This window comes from Streptomyces sp. NPDC048420 (genome assembly GCF_040651535.1).
In the GTDB taxonomy this organism is placed as follows: Bacteria; Actinomycetota; Actinomycetes; order Streptomycetales; family Streptomycetaceae; genus Streptomyces.
The window spans coordinates 215,950-234,010 of the sequence record NZ_JBEZKG010000001.1; the positions used below are offsets into that span (position 1 = coordinate 215,950).

Consider the following 18,061-nt stretch of genomic DNA (forward strand, 5'->3'; position numbering starts at 1 on the left):
GTCACCTCGCTCACCCCTGCTCGGGCACAATCGTGACCGGGCAGGCGGAGTGGTGCAGCACCCGGTGGGCCACCCGGCCCAGCTGGAGCCCGAAGTGCCGCGGGCGGCGCCTGGCACCCACGACCAGGAGGTCGGCTTGGTGCGAGGCGGCCACCAGAGCATCTCCGGCGGGGCCCTCGACCGTACGGCGACGGAGCTCGGCGTCCGCGGGTACGTACTGGAGGGCCGCGTCCAGCGTCTCCACCGCCTCCTGCTCGTGCAGCCGGGCGGGCTCCCCGGTCAGCAGCGGGTGGTCGGTGTTCTCGTGCGCCGGGCACCGCCAGGCCCGTATCGCCTCCACCGGCACCCCGCGCCGCTCGGCCTCCTCGACGGCGAAGTTCACGGCCGCCGTGTCGCCGACGCCCACGACGATCCGGCCGTGCCGCCCCGACCGTGCCTGGTTGTCGTGGCTGCCCCGGACGACGACCACCGGGCAGTGCGCATGCCCGGCCACCGTCAGGCTCACGGAACCCAGCAGCGCCTCGGCCATGCCGCCGCGGCCCCGGGTGCCGGTGACCAGCAGGGAGGCGTCACGGCTCTCCCGGACCAGCGCGTACTCGGGCTCCTCGAAGACCACCTCGAAGGTCACTTTCAGGTCGGGCTGCCGGGCGCCCGCGCGCCGGACGGCACCGCGGACGACATCCTGCGGCAGCACCCGGCCGGCGCCCTCGCCCAGGTCATGGGCGAGAGCGGCACCCTCGTAGCGCTCCCACAGGCAGGCGTTCACGATCCGTAGCGGCACCCCGCGTAGGACGGCTTCGTCGGCCGCCCAGTCGGCGGCGCGCAGGCTGGGTTCGGAGCCGTCGACGCCGACGACGATCGGAAGCTCCACGGCGCTCATCGTCCTGCTCCCATCTCGAAGACGATCCGTGCCCTGACCTGGCCGCGCAGTACGTCGTCGATGGATTCGTTGACGGTGTCGAGCGGGCGGGTCTCGGAGATGACCCGGGTGCGGCCGGCCGCGTGCAGCCGGAACACCTCGGCGAGGTCCTGGCGGGTGCCGACGATGGAGCCGATCACGCTGGTGCCGTTGAGGACGGTGTCGAAGATCGGGACTTGGACCGTGCCGTGCGCGGGCAGGGCGACCATGACGAGCTTGCCGCCGCGCCGCAGTCCGGAGTTGACGGCGGCGAAGGCGTCCTCGTTCACCGCCAGGGCGATCGCCGCGTGCGCCCCGCCGTACCGTTTGAGGACGTCGCCCACGTCGTCCTTGCGGGCGTCGATGAGGAGGTCGGCGCCGAGTTCGGCGGCGAGTTCGAGCTTCTCGTCGGTGACGTCGATCGCGGCCACCTGGGCCCCGGCGATCTTCGCGTACTGCACGGCCAGATGACCGAGTCCGCCGATCCCGGAGATCGCGACGAACTGCGCGGGCCGTACTCCGGCGACCTTGAGCGCCTTGTACGTGGTCACGCCCGCGCAGGTCAGCGGGGCGGCGTCGACGGCGGTGACTCCGCGGGGCACCGGCTGGGCGAAGTCGGCCCAGGCGAGCATCTTCCCGGCGTGGCCGCCGTCGCAGCCGTATCCGGTGTTGACCTGCCGCTCGCACAGCGTCTCCCAGCCGGACAGGCAGTGCTCGCACCGACCGCAGGCCTTCCCCAGCCAGGGCACGGCGACCCGCTGCCCGACGGACAGGTGGGTGACCCCGTCGCCGGGCTTCTCGACGATGCCGACACCCTCATGGCCGGGCACGAAGGGCGGGTTCGGCCTGACGGGCCAGTCGCCGCGGGCGGCGTGGATGTCGGTGTGGCAGAGCCCGGAGGCCTCGACACGGATGCGGACCTGGCCGGGGGCGGGCTCGGGGTCGGGGCGTTCCTCGATGACCAGGGGTTCGCCGAAGGCTCGTACGACTGCTGCCTTCATGGTTGCTGCTCCTCAGGGATGGGGGATCACGGCGACGGGGGCGGCGGAGTGGTGCAGAACGGCGTGGGTGACGGGGCCGATGTGGGCGCCGAACGGGCTGCGGCGGATGCGCCGGCCCACGACGACGAGCGAGGCCTCGCGGGAGGCGTCGACGAGGTGGGCCGCGGGGGTGCCGTAGAAGGACTCCTCGGTGACCTCGACCTGCGGGAACTTCCTGCGCCACGGGGCCAGGACCTCCGCCAGCGCGGCGGTCTCGCGCCGGGTCAGTTCCCCGTGGAGTTCCAGGTCCACGGACAGGCCGTAGGCGTAGTACGGGGGCGGGTTCCAGCCGTGCACGACCCGCAGGGAGGTGCTGCGGCGGGCGGCGGCCGCGAACGCGAAGGCGATCAGTTCCTCGTCCGGGCTCTCGATGTCGAGTCCGAGGGCGACGGGCCGGAACGGGGTCGCGGCGGACGGGATGCCGGTCGGGTCCATCTCGTGCTCGTCGGCCGCCTGCTCACCTGCCCGGACCAGGACGACAGGCCGCTCGGAATGTGCCACCGCCGACAGACCGACGGAGCCGATCATGAATCCACCGACCCCACTGAGACCGCGCGAGCCCAGCACCAGCAGCTCGGCTTCCTTCGCCGCGCCCGCCAGCACCTCCGCGGGCCGGCCGGAGAGCTGCTCGGTGATCACGTCGAGGCCGGGGTGGCGCAACCGGAGGCCTTCGGATGTCTCCCGGGGAATGCGCTCGGTCCAGTGCTGCCGGGTCTCGGCACCGAGCAGCGGCGCCTGCGCCATGGGGGCCGGCACCGGCTCCCAGACCTGGACCAGCCTCAGCGCCAGACCGAGCAGCTGCGCCTCGCGGGCCGCCCACTCGGCCGCCGCCCGGCTCTCACGCGAGCCGTCCAGGCCGACGGTGACGGTGCGGGTCATGATCTCCACCTCCTGAATCGGGGGTCCCGATTCGAGCGTCGTCTTCGGATGGGGCCCCCGGCAGGGGCCGTACGTCCCTGCCGGGGGGCGACCGGCCCAGGCCGGTCGTTGGTGCGGCGGACCCCTGCTCCCCCTTGATGGGGCCCGCCGCGCCTCCCGCGGTCAGCGCAGCCAGCGGCTGCGGCTGACGAGCGGGAGCTTGGCCCAGGCCCTGCCGAGGCCGAGGGTGTCGCCGGCGGAGGCGGCGGCCAGGGCGATCAGGACGACCGCGTAGACGAGGTGGTAGTCGGCGAACGGGTTCGTCGACATGCTCGGCGAGCCGTCCGAGAGGTGCTGGGCGGGCGGCCACTCGGCGACCCACATCAGCGCCATCATGACGCTGCCCGCGAGGGCCGCGAGCCGCAGTGCCACGCCGGTGATCAGCGCGACGCCGATGCCGAGCAGACCGAGCATGAACAGCCAGTCGGCCCAGGCGTCCCCGGCCCAGGAGTGGAGGGTGGACTCCATCGGCCCGGCGGCGACACCGCTCAGGAAGCCCCTGGTGGGCGAGCCGCCGTCGATCCAGCCCCTGCCGGAGGAGGTCGCGTAGCCGAGGCCGAAGGTCTTGTCGAGGAACGCCCACAGGAAGACGAACCCGGTGAGCAGACGCAGGGACGCGAGGACGTAGGCCCGCGCGGTGTGCGTGCCGCTGAGTGCCGACACGCCGGACTCGGAGGAGGAGGCGTTCCGGTGCCTGCGCAAGGACGGCAGGTGGAAGCCCGGGCTCCGGTGCGGGTGCTCGTGCACGGCCATGGCGGTGATCCCTTCGGGGAGGGTGAGTCCGTTCGGTGTCTGTCGTCCCTCACACCGGTCGCGGAAGACGGCCGCCGCCGGATGCCGAAGATCGCTGACCACAGGGCTGAACGGCCCTGTCCTCAAGGGCCGTTGGGGTACACGCATGCTCGACGTCCGCCGCGCGGAACTCGCGCCCGCGGTCGGCCCGGTGGATGCTGGGGCCCGGACGGAGGGAGGTGGTACATGAGGCAGCACTCGGACGTTCCGGGATGGCGCCGCCTGATGCCCGGAGCCGTCGCGCTCCTCGGCTACCGGCGCACCTGGCTGAGGGGCGACCTACTGGCCGGCGTCACGGTGGCCGCGTATCTGGTGCCGCAGGTCATGGCGTACGCGGGGGTGGCCGGGCTGCCGCCGGTCGCCGGACTGTGGGCGATCCTGCCCGCCCTCGTCCTGTACGCGCTGCTCGGTTCCTCACGCCTGCTCTCGGTGGGCCCCGAGTCCACGACGGCACTCATGACCGCGACGGTGGTCGGTCCGCTCGCCGCCGGTGACCCCGGTCGATACGCCACCCTGGCGGCCGCGCTCGCGGTCACCGTGGGACTCCTGTGCCTGGCGGCACGGGTGGTACGCCTCGGCTTCCTCGCGGACCTGCTCTCCCGCCCCGTGCTGATCGGCTACCTGGCCGGCGTGGCGCTGATCATGATGGTGGACCAGCTGCCCAAGCTCACCGGGGTGCGGACGACCGGCTCGGAGTTCTTCCCCCAACTGTGGTCCTTCGTACGGCACTTGACCGACGCCCACCAAGCGACCGTGATCCTTTCCGCCGCCGTGCTCGCGTTCCTGTTCACGGTGCCGAGACGCGTCCCCGGGCCCCTGGTCGCCTTCGTCCTCGCCACGGCCGCCGTGGTGGTCTTCGACCTCGACGACCGGTACGGCGTCAAGGTGATCGGTGACATTCCCTCGGGCCTGCCCGGCCTCGCGTGGCCCGACCTGAGCGAGCTGCCGCGTCTCGTGCTGCCCGCCCTCGGCGTCCTCATCGTCGCGTACACGGACTTCATCCTCACCGCGCGGGCGTTCCACACCGAGGGACCCGGGCTCGACGCCGACCAGGAGTTCCTGGCGCTGGGCGCGGCCAACCTCGGCGCGGGCGTCCTGCACGGCTTCCCGGTCAGCAGCAGCGCCAGCCGCACGGCGCTCGCCTCCTCGGCGGGCGCCCGCGGCCAGGCGTACTCGCTGGTCGCCGCTGCCGTGGTGCTCGCCGTCCTGCTGTTCCTCAGCCCGCTGCTCACCCGCGCACCCTCCGCGGTGCTCGGCGCGCTCGTCGTGTACGCCGCCGTCCGCATGATCGACCTCGCGGGCTTCCGCCGTCTCGCGTCCTTCCGCCGCCGCGAACTCCTGCTCGCACTCGGCTGCCTCGCCGGGGTGCTGGCCCTCGACATCCTCTACGGCGTCCTCGTCGCCGTCGGCCTGTCGGTGGCCGAGCTGCTGAGCCGGGTGGCCCGGCCGCACGACGCGATCGAGGGCGTGGTGCCGGGCGTGGCCGGCATGCACGACGTGGACGACTATCCGACGGCCCGCACGATCCCCGGCCTGCTGGTCTACCGGTACGACTCCCCGCTCTTCTTCGCCAACGCCGAGGACTTCCACCGCCGCGCCCTGGCCGCCGTGGACGAACAGACCGAGCCCGTACGGTGGTTCGTCCTCAACACCGAGGCCAATGTCGAGGTCGACATCACGGCACTGGACGCGGTCGACGCACTGCGCCGCGAACTCACCGACCGCGGACTCGTGTTCGCCCTCGCCCGCGTGAAGCAGGACCTCCTGGACGACCTCCAGGCGTACGGCCTCGCGGACTCCGTAGGCCCGGAACTGATCTTCCCGACGCTGCCGACGGCGGTGGCGGCGTACCGGCGCCGGCCGGACGGGGCATCGGGGTAGCGCGCGCACCGGAGTCGGGGGAGTCGGGGTGGCGCGCGCACCGGAGTCGGGGGAGTCGGGGTGGCGCCGGGCACCCGAGCCAAGGGGAGCCCGGGTTGGCGCCGGGCTCCGGAGCCGCGTGGTCTGCCCGGGTGGCGGCCGGGTGCCGAAGGCGTGGGGAGCCCGGGTTGGCACCGGGTACCTGAGCCGCGTGGTCTGCCCGGGTGGCGGCTGGGTGCGGAAGGCGTGGGGGATTCGGGGTAGTGCCCCGCACCGCGGGCGAGGGGCCGGTGGTGTCGAGCACCGCTGTTGCGTGGACTGCCCGGGTGGCGGCCGGGTGCCGAAGGCGAGGGGAGCCCGGGTTGGTGCCGGGCTCCGGAGCCGCGTGGCCTGCCCTGGAGGCGCGCCCTGCACCGCAGGCGAGCGCAGCCCTGGTAACCCTCCGCACCGGAGCCGAGTGGCTCGGCCGAGGGACCGAGTGGCCCATGGGCCGCCGTCGGCGGTGGGAGCACGCTGGCCTCAGCAGTTCCCCACCCGCCGGGAGGCAGGCCATGATCACCACCCCCACGCCCAGCATGCTGCGAGCCCTACCCGCCGAACACCGGCACCGGCTGATGCGCGTCGCCCGCGAGGTGGCCTACCCGCAAGGCGCGCGACTGTTCGAGGAGGGCAGCCGGGCCGACCGGTTCTGGATTATCCGTACCGGCACCGTCCAGCTCGACATGCATGTGCCGGGCCGCCGGCCGGCCGTGATCGAGACCCTGCGGCACAACGAACTCGTCGGCTGGTCCTGGCTGTTCACCCCGCACAGCTGGCACCTGGGCGCCGAGGCGACGAGCCCGGTACGGGCGTACGAGTTCGACGCCACGGCCGTCCGCCTGATGTGCCAGGAGGACCCGGCCATGGGCAACTCCGTGGCCCAGTGGGTCGGGGACGTGCTCGCCCACCGTCTGCACTCCGCCCGGATCCGGCTCCTGGACCTGTACGCCCCGTACGGCTCCGGAAGCATCGTCTGACGGTGGCCGCCGTCGGCCGCAGGGCCACCTTCAAGGAGATCGTGCGGCTGATGCGGGACCGGGGCATCAGCGCCCTGCCCGTCCTCGCAGGCGAGGCCTGCGTGTTCCGGCCCGCCAGTCCGGGGCGCTGTCGCGGGCGAGGTCAGCAGCTCCTCCGCGGTGACGGCCCCGCACTTCGCCAGGTCCGACAGGCGCCGCGGCCGCCCCGGACGCCACGCTCGCCAGGCCGCCCGGACCATGGCGCACGCCGGCGTCAAGCCTGCCGCTGGTCGACGGACTGGGCATGCTGCAGGCCGTCGTCAGCAGCTCCGACCTGCTCAAGGTGTTCCTGCGCGGCGACGAGGAGATCGCGCAGGAGGTGCGGCGCGAGATCGTGGACGACGGTGCGGTTCGTCGGCCGGGTCCGGGACACGTCCCTGATCCCCGTGGCCGCCCGTGCCACGCCTGCCACGGATGCCGGGCGGGCCATGGACGCCCGGCCTTCCGGCGCACCTTGGGCCGATCGGCCCTAGTGCGTCCGGCCCCCGCGAGCGATGATCGTCCTCAGGGACAGCCCGCAGTCCGTCCGCCACCGGGGAACGAGGGGTCGTCATGACCGAGCCAGGCACCTTCACGGAGGACAACCCGATCCGTGTCTTCCTGCTGGACGACCACGAGGTCGTACGGCGGGGCCTGACCGACCTGCTCGACGCCGAACCGGACATCTCGGTGGTCGGCGACGCCGGCACCGTCGAGCACGCCCTGGTCCGAGGACCCGCACTGCGCCCCGACGTCGCCGTCCTCGACGTACGGCTCCCGGACGGTGACGGCATCACGGTCTGCCGCGAACTGCGCAGCCAGATGCCGGAGTTGGCCTGTCTGATGCTCACGTCGTTCGACGACGAGGACGCCCTGCTCGACGCCATCATGGCCGGAGCAGCCGGTTACGTCCTCAAGCAGATCAGGGGCTCCGACCTGGTCTCGGCGGTCCGCACGGTCGCCTCGGGCCAGTCGATGCTCGACCCCGCGACCACTACCCGCCTGATGCGCTCACTGCGAGCCGACCCCGCCGAGGCACCGGCTGTGGCACCGGAGCTGGCGAGCCTGTCGCCTCGCGAGCGGGACATCCTCGCCCTCATCGGCGACGGTCTGACCAACCGCGAGATCGGCAGGAAACTCTTCCTGTCGGAGAAGACTGTCAAGAACCACATCTCGCGGCTGCTGGCCAAACTCGGTGTCCAGCGCCGCGTCCAGGCCGCGGTGCTCGCCTCCCACCTGGACCAGCCCGACACCGGCGGCCGTCCCACGAAGTGAGCTTCGACGGGGCCGTCCAGAACCCACTCGAGGCCGAGCGGCCCCTGCTCCTCACATGTGCCGGGCGCGACGCTGATCCGGTCACCGAGAAGCCCGGTGCCTCCTTCGGCGCAGGGCGGGGAGGAGCCCCGATGCCCCCGACGCGTACCGCGGTCCTCGACGCGGCGACCCTGGAGACACTGGTCTCCGCGGCCGTGGCCGCCCCTTCGATCCACAACACCCAGCCCTGGCGCTTCCGCCTCGACCCCGACCAGCTCACGCTGGAGATCCGCGCGGCCACACAGCGGGGCCTGCGCCGGATCGACCCGACCGGCCAGGCTCTGCACCTGTCCGTGGGCTGCGCCGTCCTGAACCTGCGGATCGCGGTCGAGCACTTCGGCTGGGAACCGGTGACGCGGCTGCTTCCCCGCGCGGACGAACCGGACCTGCTCGCCACCGTACGTCTCGGCGGAACCGCCAGGACCGCCCCGTACAGCCCCCTCTACGACGCCGTGTGGCGTCGTCACAGCAGTCGCTTCCCCTTCACGGGGCGACCGCTGCCCGCTCCCGTCCTCGCCGAGCTCGCCGATGCGGCCCACGTGGAAGGGGCTCGGCTGCAGCACTTCGGGGCGCCCCGGACCGAGCGCGTGCTGCGTCTCACCAGGGAAGCGGAACAGCGCAACACCATCGACCAGGATCGCGTCGCGGAAAGCCGCCGATGGGTGACGGAGAGCGGCGACACCGGCTTGGGTATCCCGCCCGAGGCACTGGGCCCCCACGACGTCTTGGACCGCGTCCCCATGCGGGACTTCGGCAGCCACGCTCAGGCGCGGGCGCTGACCGCCCGCGCCTTCGAGGAACAGCCCTCGATCGCCCTGCTGTCCAGCGTCCACGACCGCCGCAGCGACTGGCTTCGCGCGGGGCAGGCCCTCGAACGGGTGCTGCTGGTCGCCACCGTCCACGGAGTCCGGGCGTCGCTCCTGCACCAGGCGATGGAATGGCCCGACCTGCGCGAACGCCTCACACCCCCGACCGACGCCCGCCCGTGTCACGCACAGATCGCGATCCGCCTCGGCTACGGCCCCGAGGGACCGGTGTCACCCCGGACAATCGGCGGAGGGACATCCAGCTGACCGTGACGAATTCGGCCTCCGAGCCGAACGAACTCGCCGAGGCCGTGGACGGCCTCGGCGCCCCGGTGGGTTCGGCGACGTACGCCGGCGGCCACGCGGCGATCCTCCTCGCGGACCGTGACGTCCTGATCCCGCTCAGGCAGGTCGACGTCGTGGTCCCTCGGCCACGGCAGCGCGTGGCCGAGGGACCTGACCCGAGGTCGGCGGCCCGCCTGGCCGCCGATCACGCCTACATCGACGCACTCCGACGAGCCACGCTACGGTGCCTCGATGTCGGTCTCCTGAGTGGTGGACGTGCCGGCAGGCCTCTTGATCTTGAAGGTGTCCTTGTAGGTGTCGCCGTCCTCGCAGGTCACCGTGGCCGTGGCGGACAGACCACTCTTGGAGATCTTGGTGAACTTCACCGAGTACTCGCCCGTGTCATCGACGTCGGTCTTGTCGGTGCGGGTCTCCTTGCTCGTCTTGACCGTCACTTTCACGGGAGCGGACCCGCTGTCAGGGCAGTCCTCGACCGAACCGGTGACCGTCACGGTGGCTTTCGCCGGGTCGGCCTGTGCCTGGGTCGCTACCGCCAGGGAGACAGCGGCTGTCGCCGGCAGAATCGCCGTGACGGCGCAGATGGCGAGACGATTACGCATGGCTTCTCCTAGCTCGTCGGCACGCGTCGCGAACGGTTGCCCGAGGAACGCCAGGCCATGGATTTCCGATCCACCGTCCGACGGACGCGCTGGTGGGGGCCTGTTCCAGGCTCCGCATTCCAAGCTCCGGCTTCCTCGCGCGCGGATCAAGGGCGAGGTCTGCCCACCACCCGTGGGCACAGCTGCCCACGTACACAGCTCACGACGGCTCCACAGCTAGCCGGTGAACCCCTGCTCCACGGCCAGACGGGTCAGATCCGAACGGCGCCGGGAACCCGTTTTCTCGCCGATGCGGTCCAGATGGGACTGGACGGTGTGCTTGCTGATGCGCAACCGACCGGCGATCTCGTGGTCCGTCGCGCCGTGCGCGAGCAGCCGGAGGATCTGCCGTTCCCGGTCCGTCAGGTGCGGTGAGCGTGGCAGCAGCCGGCTGGCGGGCGGGCACACGTAGCTGCGCCCCGAGCCGACGGCACGGATCGCCCTGAGCACCTCGTCCTCCTCGGTCTGCCGGCTCAGGTAGCCGTGGGCCCCTGCCTGGATCACCTGGACGGCATCGATCTGCGGCGAGGACGACACGACGATGACGCCGTGCCCCCGGTCGCGCAGCTGCGCCACGACCGTGACGAGTTCCGGTGCGGGCCGCTCCAGGTCCACCAGGACCACGTGCGCGTGCCGGAGAGCGCCGTCCGCCCGCTGCACGGACGGCGCCGCGGCGACGAGGTCGAGGTCGGGCACCGTGTGGATCAGGCGCGACAGACCGCGCCGGAAGACGGGGCAGTCCCCGATGACCGCGACACGCATTACGTCGGCACTCACAGGGACCTCTTTCGATCTCGAGCGAGAACCCCCTGCCCCTCAGCTTCGACGCAGGCCTTGGCCGCGTCGCACCGGACTAGCCCGTCCAGGGCCTCACACGCGAGGGACATCGCCCGGGGGCCTGCCGCGCCCGACGTCCCGCACGCCGGCTCACGCCCCCTGCCGCAGGGCTCAGTTGACCTGCTCCGGATCCTGCCGTGGCCGGGTCCCGGCCGGGCCGGCCAGGCCGAGGCGGTCGAGGAACTGCTGAAGCGTGAAGGCCGCCATGCCGAGGGCGACGGCGTTGCCCGAGACCCGGGAGGGCTCGACGGTGAGGGACGACAGGGAGCCGGGCATGACATGCCGGGGGAGTTCCTCACGCACGGCGGGCACGAGCCATTCCGCCAGGGCCTCGGAGGCCCAGCCGGTGAGGGTCACATGCGGGACGTTGAGCAGGTTGACCAGGTCTCCGAGCGCCGCGGCGAGGTAACGCGAGGTCCGCAGGGCCAGCGCCGACAGCGCCGGATCCTCCGCGGCCAGGCCCTCGGCGACCGCCACCACGAAGTCGCGCTGCCGGGACTGCCCTAGCGTGGGATGCTCCGGATCGATCTCGGTGAGCGTGGTGCGCAGGCCCGGGGCGCCGACGTACGCCTCGACGCAGCCACGCCGGCCGCAGCGGCACTGCCTGCCGTCCAACTGGAGCAGTGTGTGGCCCCATTCACCGGCGTTGTTGGTGGTGCCGCGGATCAGCGAACCGTCGATGGCGATACCGGCGCCGACGCCGGTGCCGAGGTTGACGACGGCCATGCTGTCCACGACGGTCCCCACCCCGAACCACAGCTCGGACAGGACGACCGCCTTGAGCGGGTTGTCGACGTACACCGGGACCGGGAGGATCTCCTCCAGCATCTTCTCGACCGGGACGTCGTGCCAGTCCCAGTTGGGCGCGAAGACCGAGACGCCGGCGTCGGGATGCACATGCCCCGGCATGCTGACGCCGACGCCGATGACGCGCTCACGGTCGAGGTCGCCGGCCCCGACCGCGGCGCCGACGGCGCGAACGATCCCGTCGATGACGTAGGCGGGGTCGTTCTCGTCCTCGTCCAGCGCGACCTCGCCGTGGCCGAGCACGCCGAGGCCGAGGTCGTACAGCGTGGCGTCGACGTAGGTCTCGGCCACGTCGACGCCGACGATGCGGCCGCGTTCGGGGTCGATGGTGAGCCGCTCCTGCGGCCGCCCGCCGGTGTTGCGCTCCACGTTCGAGATCCGCAGGACGCCCTCGGACAGGAACTCGGTGACCAGGGTCGCCACGGTCGCCGCACTGAGCTCCGTGTGCCGGGCGAGTTCCTGCCGGGTGGACGGCCCGAGTTCGAACAAAGCGTGCAGAACCTTGAAGCGGTTCTCGCTGCGAAGATCACGAGCCGTGTGCCGCGCCACCATGCTCCTTCAGTTGTCAGAGGACTCCCACCACAGCTTAACGAGCTCCGGATCACCCGGTCCGGCAGTGCCCTTCGCCAGTAGGGCCAGGCCGGACCATCCGAGCGGCACCCAGAGTTTGTTCGATTCTCCGCCGGCCCATCGGTCACCCGGATCTGCGATCCCTCCCGGGGCAGCGGCAGTCGGATCACCTGCCCTGGTGCGGTGTCGGGCGCGGTGGCGAAACCGGTCAGCAGACCGTCGTCCTGGGCGGCACACGACCAGTCCGTCACCGGCTCCAGGCCGAGCAGCTTGCGGCAGCGTGACCTCGCAGCTGCAACGCCGACGCGGTGGCCGACCCGACCTCGCGCGTATAGGTGACGGGCAGACCGACACGGGTGCTGCTCCGCCCGCCGAGCCCCCCGCAGAGGCGCCGAGCGGCCGTTCAGCGCCCACCGGGCGGACACGTCGGTCAGCCCCCGGACCGCGCCGAGTCCCCGCAGCGCCCCGAGGTGCAGCGCCGGCGGCCCGAACCCGGCGATCGTCGGATGCGTCCGCCGGCTTCTCGGGAGCCGCCGCCGTCGCACGCCGCCGCACCTCCCGTACGGCAACGGGCGGCGGCGTGCTCCGTGCGGCCGGCGCGTCGGTCAGGTGCACCGTTGCGTCGGGGTCCCTCGCCCGCAGGCGTACGGCGTCCTCGGGCGCCGGCGCGACGAGGGCCGGCCCGCCGCCGGTCGCCCGCCCCGGTACTCCGGCCGGCCGGAGTACCGGACCTGCTGGAGCCGGGCGCGCCACCGCCCCCTCACTTGACTCCCGCGCTTCCGCCGCTGATGTCCATCTCGTACAGGTACCGCTGGCCCAGGTAGTAGACGGCGATCATCGGCAGCGTGAGGAGGATCGAGCCGACCATCACCAGGTTCCACGGCGGCGGCTGGCCGGCCACGGCGGTGGTGGTGATGTACTGCACGCCGAGGGCGAGGGGCATCTTCGACTCGTCGTTGAGGTAGATCAACGGCCCCATGAAGTCACCCCAGTTGTAGGTCAGGGTGAAGATGCCGATCGCGATCAGGACGGGCCACAGCATCGGGAGCATGATGCGCCGGTAGATGCCGAAGAACCCGAGCCCGTCCACCATGGCCGCCTCGTCGAGCTCACTGGGCAGGCGGGAGACGAACTGCCGGACCAGGAAGACGTTGAAGGCGTTGGAGAAGAAGTTCGGCACGATCAGCGGCAGATAGGTGTTCACCCAGCCCAGGTCCTTGAACAGGATGAACTGGGGGATCATCGTGATCTGCGTCGGGATCATCATCGTGGCGATGACGACCAGGAACATCACGTTCTTGCCGGGGGCCCTCAGACGTGCGAAGGCGTAGCCGACCAGACCGCTCGACACCATCTGGCCGATGACCGAACCCAGCGAGATGATCAGTGAGTTGACCAGGAACCGGCCCATCGGCAGATCGCTGCCGAAGACCCGGGTGAAGTTCCGCCACTCGAACTCGTGCGGGAAGATCGTGAACGTGTTGGTGGTGACCGTGTGGTCGCTCGACAGCGAGATCGACACGGCGAACACCAGCGGGACCGAGAGGACCGCCGACACGATGATCAGGGTCGCGTAGGTGAACGGCGTCGCCCTGAAGACCCCGAGGACGCGGGCCGAACCGCCCACGGGCTCCTCGTCCTTGTGGAGTTGCCCGCCCTGCTGCGGTGCGACGGTGGGTGCGAGGGTCGCCATCACTTCACCTCGGTCTCGTAGAACACCCAGCGGCGGGTGGTGCGGAAGGCCACCAGGGTGAACACCAGGATCACGGCGAACAGCAGCCATGAGATCGCCGAGGCGTAGCCCATGTGGTAGTAGGAGAAGGCCTGGTCGAAGAGGTACGGCACGGTGGTCTGGCTGGCGTTGTAGGTGCCGGGCTGGGAGGCCTTCGGGGTGAGGATGTACACCTGTGAGAAGACCTGGAACGCCGCGATCAGCCCCATCACCAGGTTGAAGAAGATGACCGGGGTCAGCTGGGGCACCGTGATGCTCCAGAACTGCCGCACCGGTCCCGCGCCGTCGATCTCGGCCGCCTCGTACAGCTCCCGGGGGATGCCCTTCATGGCGGCGAGCAGCAGCACGGTCGCGCTGCCCGCGCCCCACACCGACAACAGGATCAGGGCGTACTTCACCCAGCTCGGGTCGAGCAGCCACTGCGGTCCCTTGATCCCGACCCACCCGAGCGCGTCGTTGAGCGGGCCGGAGGGGGCGAGCACCACCCGGAAGGCCAGCGACGCGGCGACCAGGGGGACCAGTGTCGGCAGGTAGATCAGGGTGCGGAACAGCTTGCGGACCCGGACCTGCTTGTTGAGCAGGTTCGCCAGCCACAGGCCGACCAGCAGACCCAGGGGCACGGAGAGCGCCGCGTAGAAGAGCGTGTTCCCGAGGGCCTTCCAGAAGACGGGATCCTCGGTGAGCAGCTTGGTGTAGTTGTCCAGGCCGACCCACTTGGGCGGGGTGAAGGAGTCCCAGTCCGTCATCGAGAAGTAGATCGACGAGATCATCGGCCCGAGCAGGAAGGCGAGGAAGCCGATCACCCAGGGAGAGACGAACAGATAGAAGGAGAGCGCCTCACGGCGCCGCATCCGCGACATTGCCATGGCCGGTCATCCCGCGGACTTGACGATGGATTCCAGGCTCTTCTGGAGGGCGGTCAGAACCTTCTTGGCGCTCTTCTCCTTGCCGAGCCAGAAGTCGGCGGTCGTGGTGTCGATGGCCGCCTGCATCTCGTTCCACTCGGGGATGAACGGTGCCTTGAAGAGGAACTCGCTGGACTCGGCGAACACGTCCATGCTCAGCGGGGTCTTCATCCAGGCCGGCTTGAGGAACGCCTCGCTCTTCTGCACCTCCAGGTTGGCCGGCACGTCCTCGGCGGCGGCGATGATCTGCTGCTGGGCCTCGGGCGAGGTGAGGAAGTCGATCGCCTTGAAGGCGTTGGTCGGGTTCTTCGCCGTACGGGAGATGGCGAGACCGCTGCCGAAGGAGGACACGGCCTGCTTCTTGCCGCGCCACATCGGGGCGATGTCCCACTCGAACGTGGACTTCGCCTGGCCGGCGATGGCCCAGAACCCGGTGGTGCTCACCGCGACCGTGCCGGCCGCGAAGGCCTGGTCACCGCCGACGTCCGTGCCCATGTCTGCGTACTGCGCCTTCGACGGTGTCACCCCGTGCTTGAAGAGCAGGTCGCCCGCCCACTGCAGTGCCTCGACGACCTCGTCACTGTCCGCCGTCGGCTTCCCGTCGGCGTCGATGATCGCGCCACCGTTCTGGTACGCCAGGCTCCACCACACGGGCCACCAGCCGGCACCGCCGTACCCCCAGGTCTTGCCCTTCTCCGTCAGCTCCTTGAACGCGTCGAGGGTGTCGTCCCAGCTCCACTCCGCCGTGGGGGCCTTGATGCCCTTCTTCTCGAACAGGGTCTTGTTGTAGTACATGATCATCGCGCCCGAACGGTCCGGTATCGCGTAGACCTTGTCCTCGTACGAGTACAGCGAACCGATCGTCCCGAACCGCTGGGTCAGATCCAGTCCCGCGCTCTTGGCCAGGTCGTCGAGCGGCCGGAGCTGGTTCTTGCTGGAGTAGACGTTGACGTTCTCCGCGACCTGCATGATGTCCGGGCCGCTGCCGCCCGCGATCATCGTCTGCACCTTCTGCGGGTACGAGTCCGACGGGATCAGCTGGAGCTTCACCTTCAGGTCGGGGTACTTCTTCACCAGCAGGTCGATGCGCTTCTGGTAGGCGGCCCGGTCGGTCTCCCCGCCCCACACCGTCATCACCAGCGGGGCGTCACCCGACCCGCTGCCGGAGCCGCACGCCGTCAGCGTGATCACCCCCGCCGCGACTCCCAGACCCAGAAAACCCCGACGAGAGAACTGCGCTCGGTCAAGCGTCATGGCATTGCCCTTCCTTGAGACATGCACACGCCCTGGAGTCGCCCGGGTGATCAGGCCGGGCTTCGAATGGCGGTTAAACTAACCGTCGTTTTAACTCGGGTACAAGACCTTGTTTCCCACGGGTTTCAAGGGGCGGCTGGGGCCGGAGGTGTCACAAAAGCAGGCATCGCGGCTGTTGTTGCAGGTGGGGGACGGGGCGAGCGGGCCCGGGGAAGAGTGGGGCCCTCCCACGACTTTCGTGGGAGGGCCCGCTGGGGGTGATCAACCGTCGGCCGAGGCCCGCGGTTACGCGTCCCGGATCACCCGACCACCGCCGCCCGCACACACAGCACGTCCGGCAGATGCGAGGCCAACTGGCGCCAGCTGTCGCCGTCGTCGGCGGAGGCGTACACCTCGCCGTTGCGGTTGCCGAAGTAGACGCCCGCCGGGTCCGCGTCGTCCGTGCACATGGCGTCCCGCAGCACCGTGCCGTAGTGGTCCTCCCGCGGCAGCCCCGCGGTGAGCGGCTCCCAGGTCTTGCCCGCGTCCGCGGTGCGGAAGACCCGGCAGCGGTGCCCGGCCGGCACCCGGTCCACGTCGGCGTTGATCGGGAAGACGTACGCCGTCCCGCCCCGGTGGGGATGTGCGACAGCCGCGAAACCGAAGGTGGACGGCAGCCCCTCGCCGATGTCCGTCCAGTGCGCCCCGGCGTCGTCGCTTCTGTACACGCCCCAGTGGTTCTGGAGATACAGCCGGTCCGGATCGGCCGCGTCCCGGGCGACCTTGTGCACGCACTGGCCGAACTCGGGGTCGGGATCAGGGAGGAAGACCGCGGAGACACCGGAGTTGGACGGCTCCCAGCTCGCGCCACCGTCCTTGGTGCGGAACACCCCGGCGGTGGAGACGGCCACCGTCACCGCACGCGGATCCCGCTGGTCGGTGAGGACGGTGTGCAGGCCCTCACCGCCACCGCCCGGCACCCACTTCGAACGGGTCGGGTGCTCCCACAGCGGCCGGACGAGCTCAAAGCTCTCCCCGCGGTCCTCGGAGCGGTACAACGCCGCGGGTTCCGTGCCCGCGTACACCACGTCCGGCTCGGCCGTCGCCGGGTGCAACTGCCAGACCCGCTCAAGGGAGGCCTCGGTGTCCTTCGGGAACTTCACGGCGGGCTGGGCGGGCTCCGTCCAGGTGCGGCCGAGGTCGTCGGAGTGGAACACGGACGGTCCCCAGTGCGCGCTGTCCCCGCCGGCCAGCAGCCGCGGGCGCTCGCCACGGGTGTCGATCGCGACCGAGTACACGGCCTGCGCGTTGAAGTACGGGCTCTCGTCGAACTCCCAGGTGCCGCCGCGCGCACGCCCGATGAACAGGCCTTTGCGGGTTCCCACGGCAAGCAGCTTCTCCGTCATACCGATCACCTCCGCTGTGCTGTGACCTCTTTGTCCCAGCCACCGGCCAGTCTGCACCCCAGCACTGACAGTCACCTCTGGAAAGGGCTTCACCCCAGGTCAGCGCCCGGATGGTAACGGGCTGCGCCGATTCGGGGGCGGCTTTCCGCAAGATGCCCGCGGCGGCGGTCTGCCAGTGGGACCGTCGTGACGGAGAACTCGCCGTGAGCCGTGAGCATCGAGGAGGGCTCTCCCGTATGGGAGGTCGGTCCGGCATGTTCGTGCGCCCGTCGCTCATGAGGAGGATGCCTTCGATGGCGTTCCGTGGTCCCAAGGTCTGGCTGTGGCGGTGGCGGCGCAATCCGCTCAGACGCCGCGCCGACACCGTCGAGGCGTGGGTCGTGCTCGGTGCCTGGCTGCTCACCGTGTTAACCGGTGTGTTCGGAGGGCTGGCGGTGAGCCGGGCCGTCGAGCACCAGCTGGCCCTGGAGCGCGTCGAATGGCGGCCGGTCGTGGCGCGGCTCACCGAACAGGCGCCCGGTACGGCCGATCCGGGCACGGCGAGCGGTGAGCGGGTGTGGGGCAAGGTCGCCTGGAGCGGTACTGACGGCTCCTCCCACACAGGGCAGGTCCGCGTCGATCCCGGCAGCACCCAGGGCACCCCGGTCACCGTCTGGACGGATGCCGAGGGCCGCCTGATGACCCAGCCCGCCACCGAGGGCCAGGCCCAGATCCGCGCCGCGATGATCGGCACCCTGGTCGGCATCAGCTCCGCCGCCGTCCCCTTCGTCGGCGGCCGAGTCCTCCGGGGGCGCATGGAACGCCGCCGCCTCGACCAGTGGAACACGGACTGGGCCCACTTCGGACCGCTGTGGGGCGGGAGGCGGGCGGACGGAAGGTAGCGGGGGCAGAGGAACGGAAGGTGGCGGGGCAGGGGAGCAGATCGATCCCCTGCCGACCGGACTCCCCGGCCCCCCTGCCGGCCG

At 71.1% G+C, this 18,061-nt stretch carries 17 protein-coding genes; 5 read left to right on the forward strand and 12 right to left on the reverse strand.

From position 1 onward, the window contains the following. Positions 1-10: 10 nt before the first annotated feature. From AB0D34_RS00875 to AB0D34_RS00890, 4 genes are all read right to left on the reverse strand, one after another. Positions 11-880, reverse strand: a complete 870-nt coding sequence (locus tag AB0D34_RS00875; RefSeq protein WP_362654440.1) for a universal stress protein — start codon at positions 878-880, stop codon at positions 11-13. Further along, positions 877-1,899 (reverse strand): zinc-dependent alcohol dehydrogenase, encoded by a 1,023-nt coding sequence (locus AB0D34_RS00880; protein WP_362654443.1) that lies wholly within the window; start codon positions 1,897-1,899, stop codon positions 877-879. The genes AB0D34_RS00875 and AB0D34_RS00880 overlap by 4 nt, the downstream gene beginning before the upstream one ends. A gap of 12 nt (positions 1,900-1,911) precedes the next feature. Beyond that, on the reverse strand, positions 1,912-2,817 hold the full coding sequence (locus AB0D34_RS00885) for a universal stress protein (protein WP_362654446.1): 906 nt from the start codon (positions 2,815-2,817) through the stop codon (positions 1,912-1,914). 162 nt (positions 2,818-2,979) lie between these two features. Then, on the reverse strand, positions 2,980-3,609 hold the full coding sequence (locus AB0D34_RS00890) for a hypothetical protein (protein WP_362654449.1): 630 nt from the start codon (positions 3,607-3,609) through the stop codon (positions 2,980-2,982). A 225-nt stretch (positions 3,610-3,834) separates the two neighbouring features. On the opposite strand from AB0D34_RS00890, the gene sulP reads away from it, so the two are divergent. Together sulP and AB0D34_RS00900 are read left to right on the forward strand one after the other, a co-directional pair. Next, positions 3,835-5,529: a sulfate permease gene (gene sulP, locus AB0D34_RS00895; protein ID WP_362654452.1), complete on the forward strand. Its 1,695-nt coding sequence runs from the start codon at positions 3,835-3,837 to the stop codon at positions 5,527-5,529. A 530-nt stretch (positions 5,530-6,059) separates the two neighbouring features. After that, positions 6,060-6,524 (forward strand): cyclic nucleotide-binding domain-containing protein, encoded by a 465-nt coding sequence (locus tag AB0D34_RS00900; RefSeq protein ID WP_362654455.1) that lies wholly within the window; start codon positions 6,060-6,062, stop codon positions 6,522-6,524. Between the two features lie 253 nt (positions 6,525-6,777). Here the strand turns inward: AB0D34_RS00900 and AB0D34_RS00905 are convergent, their stop codons facing one another. Then, on the reverse strand, positions 6,778-6,993 hold the full coding sequence (locus tag AB0D34_RS00905) for a hypothetical protein (RefSeq protein ID WP_362654458.1): 216 nt from the start codon (positions 6,991-6,993) through the stop codon (positions 6,778-6,780). A gap of 122 nt (positions 6,994-7,115) precedes the next feature. Here AB0D34_RS00905 and AB0D34_RS00910 point away from each other — a divergent pair, with 122 nt between their 5' ends. Further along, positions 7,116-7,817, forward strand: coding sequence for a response regulator transcription factor (locus AB0D34_RS00910; RefSeq protein ID WP_362654461.1), 702 nt, complete (start codon positions 7,116-7,118; stop codon positions 7,815-7,817). A 131-nt stretch (positions 7,818-7,948) separates the two neighbouring features. Continuing rightward, entirely contained in the window at positions 7,949-8,929 is a 981-nt protein-coding gene (locus tag AB0D34_RS00915; RefSeq protein WP_362654463.1) for a nitroreductase family protein, read from the forward strand. A gap of 257 nt (positions 8,930-9,186) precedes the next feature. Here the strand turns inward: AB0D34_RS00915 and AB0D34_RS00920 are convergent, their stop codons facing one another. The 7 genes from AB0D34_RS00920 to AB0D34_RS00950 all read right to left on the reverse strand — a co-directional run bounded on the left by AB0D34_RS00920 (position 9,187) and on the right by AB0D34_RS00950 (position 17,096). After that, positions 9,187-9,567, reverse strand: a complete 381-nt coding sequence (locus AB0D34_RS00920) for a hypothetical protein (RefSeq protein WP_362654466.1) — start codon at positions 9,565-9,567, stop codon at positions 9,187-9,189. 216 nt (positions 9,568-9,783) lie between these two features. Further along, on the reverse strand, positions 9,784-10,383 hold the full coding sequence (locus tag AB0D34_RS00925) for a response regulator transcription factor (protein ID WP_362654468.1): 600 nt from the start codon (positions 10,381-10,383) through the stop codon (positions 9,784-9,786). 171 nt (positions 10,384-10,554) lie between these two features. Continuing rightward, the gene (locus tag AB0D34_RS00930; RefSeq protein WP_362654471.1) at positions 10,555-11,802 is read right to left on the reverse strand and encodes an ROK family protein; all 1,248 of its coding nucleotides are present in this window, start codon (positions 11,800-11,802) and stop codon (positions 10,555-10,557) included. Positions 11,803-12,580: 778 nt separating this feature from the next. Continuing rightward, the gene (locus AB0D34_RS00935; RefSeq protein ID WP_362654474.1) at positions 12,581-13,513 is read right to left on the reverse strand and encodes a carbohydrate ABC transporter permease; all 933 of its coding nucleotides are present in this window, start codon (positions 13,511-13,513) and stop codon (positions 12,581-12,583) included. Then, a complete protein-coding gene (locus AB0D34_RS00940) occupies positions 13,513-14,418 on the reverse strand; it encodes a sugar ABC transporter permease (RefSeq protein ID WP_362654477.1) in 906 nt (301 codons plus the stop codon). Before AB0D34_RS00940 ends, AB0D34_RS00935 begins: the two co-directional genes overlap by 1 nt. Before the next feature lie 6 nt (positions 14,419-14,424). Then, positions 14,425-15,711 carry a sugar ABC transporter substrate-binding protein gene (locus tag AB0D34_RS00945; protein WP_362654480.1) on the reverse strand — a complete coding sequence of 429 codons (1,287 nt, stop codon included), beginning with the start codon at positions 15,709-15,711 and terminating at the stop codon, positions 14,425-14,427. A 299-nt stretch (positions 15,712-16,010) separates the two neighbouring features. Further along, positions 16,011-17,096 (reverse strand): exo-alpha-sialidase, encoded by a 1,086-nt coding sequence (locus AB0D34_RS00950; protein WP_362654482.1) that lies wholly within the window; start codon positions 17,094-17,096, stop codon positions 16,011-16,013. A 293-nt stretch (positions 17,097-17,389) separates the two neighbouring features. On the opposite strand from AB0D34_RS00950, the gene AB0D34_RS00955 reads away from it, so the two are divergent. Continuing rightward, positions 17,390-17,977, forward strand: coding sequence for a hypothetical protein (locus AB0D34_RS00955; protein WP_362654485.1), 588 nt, complete (start codon positions 17,390-17,392; stop codon positions 17,975-17,977). The last annotated feature ends 84 nt before the right edge of the window (positions 17,978-18,061 follow it).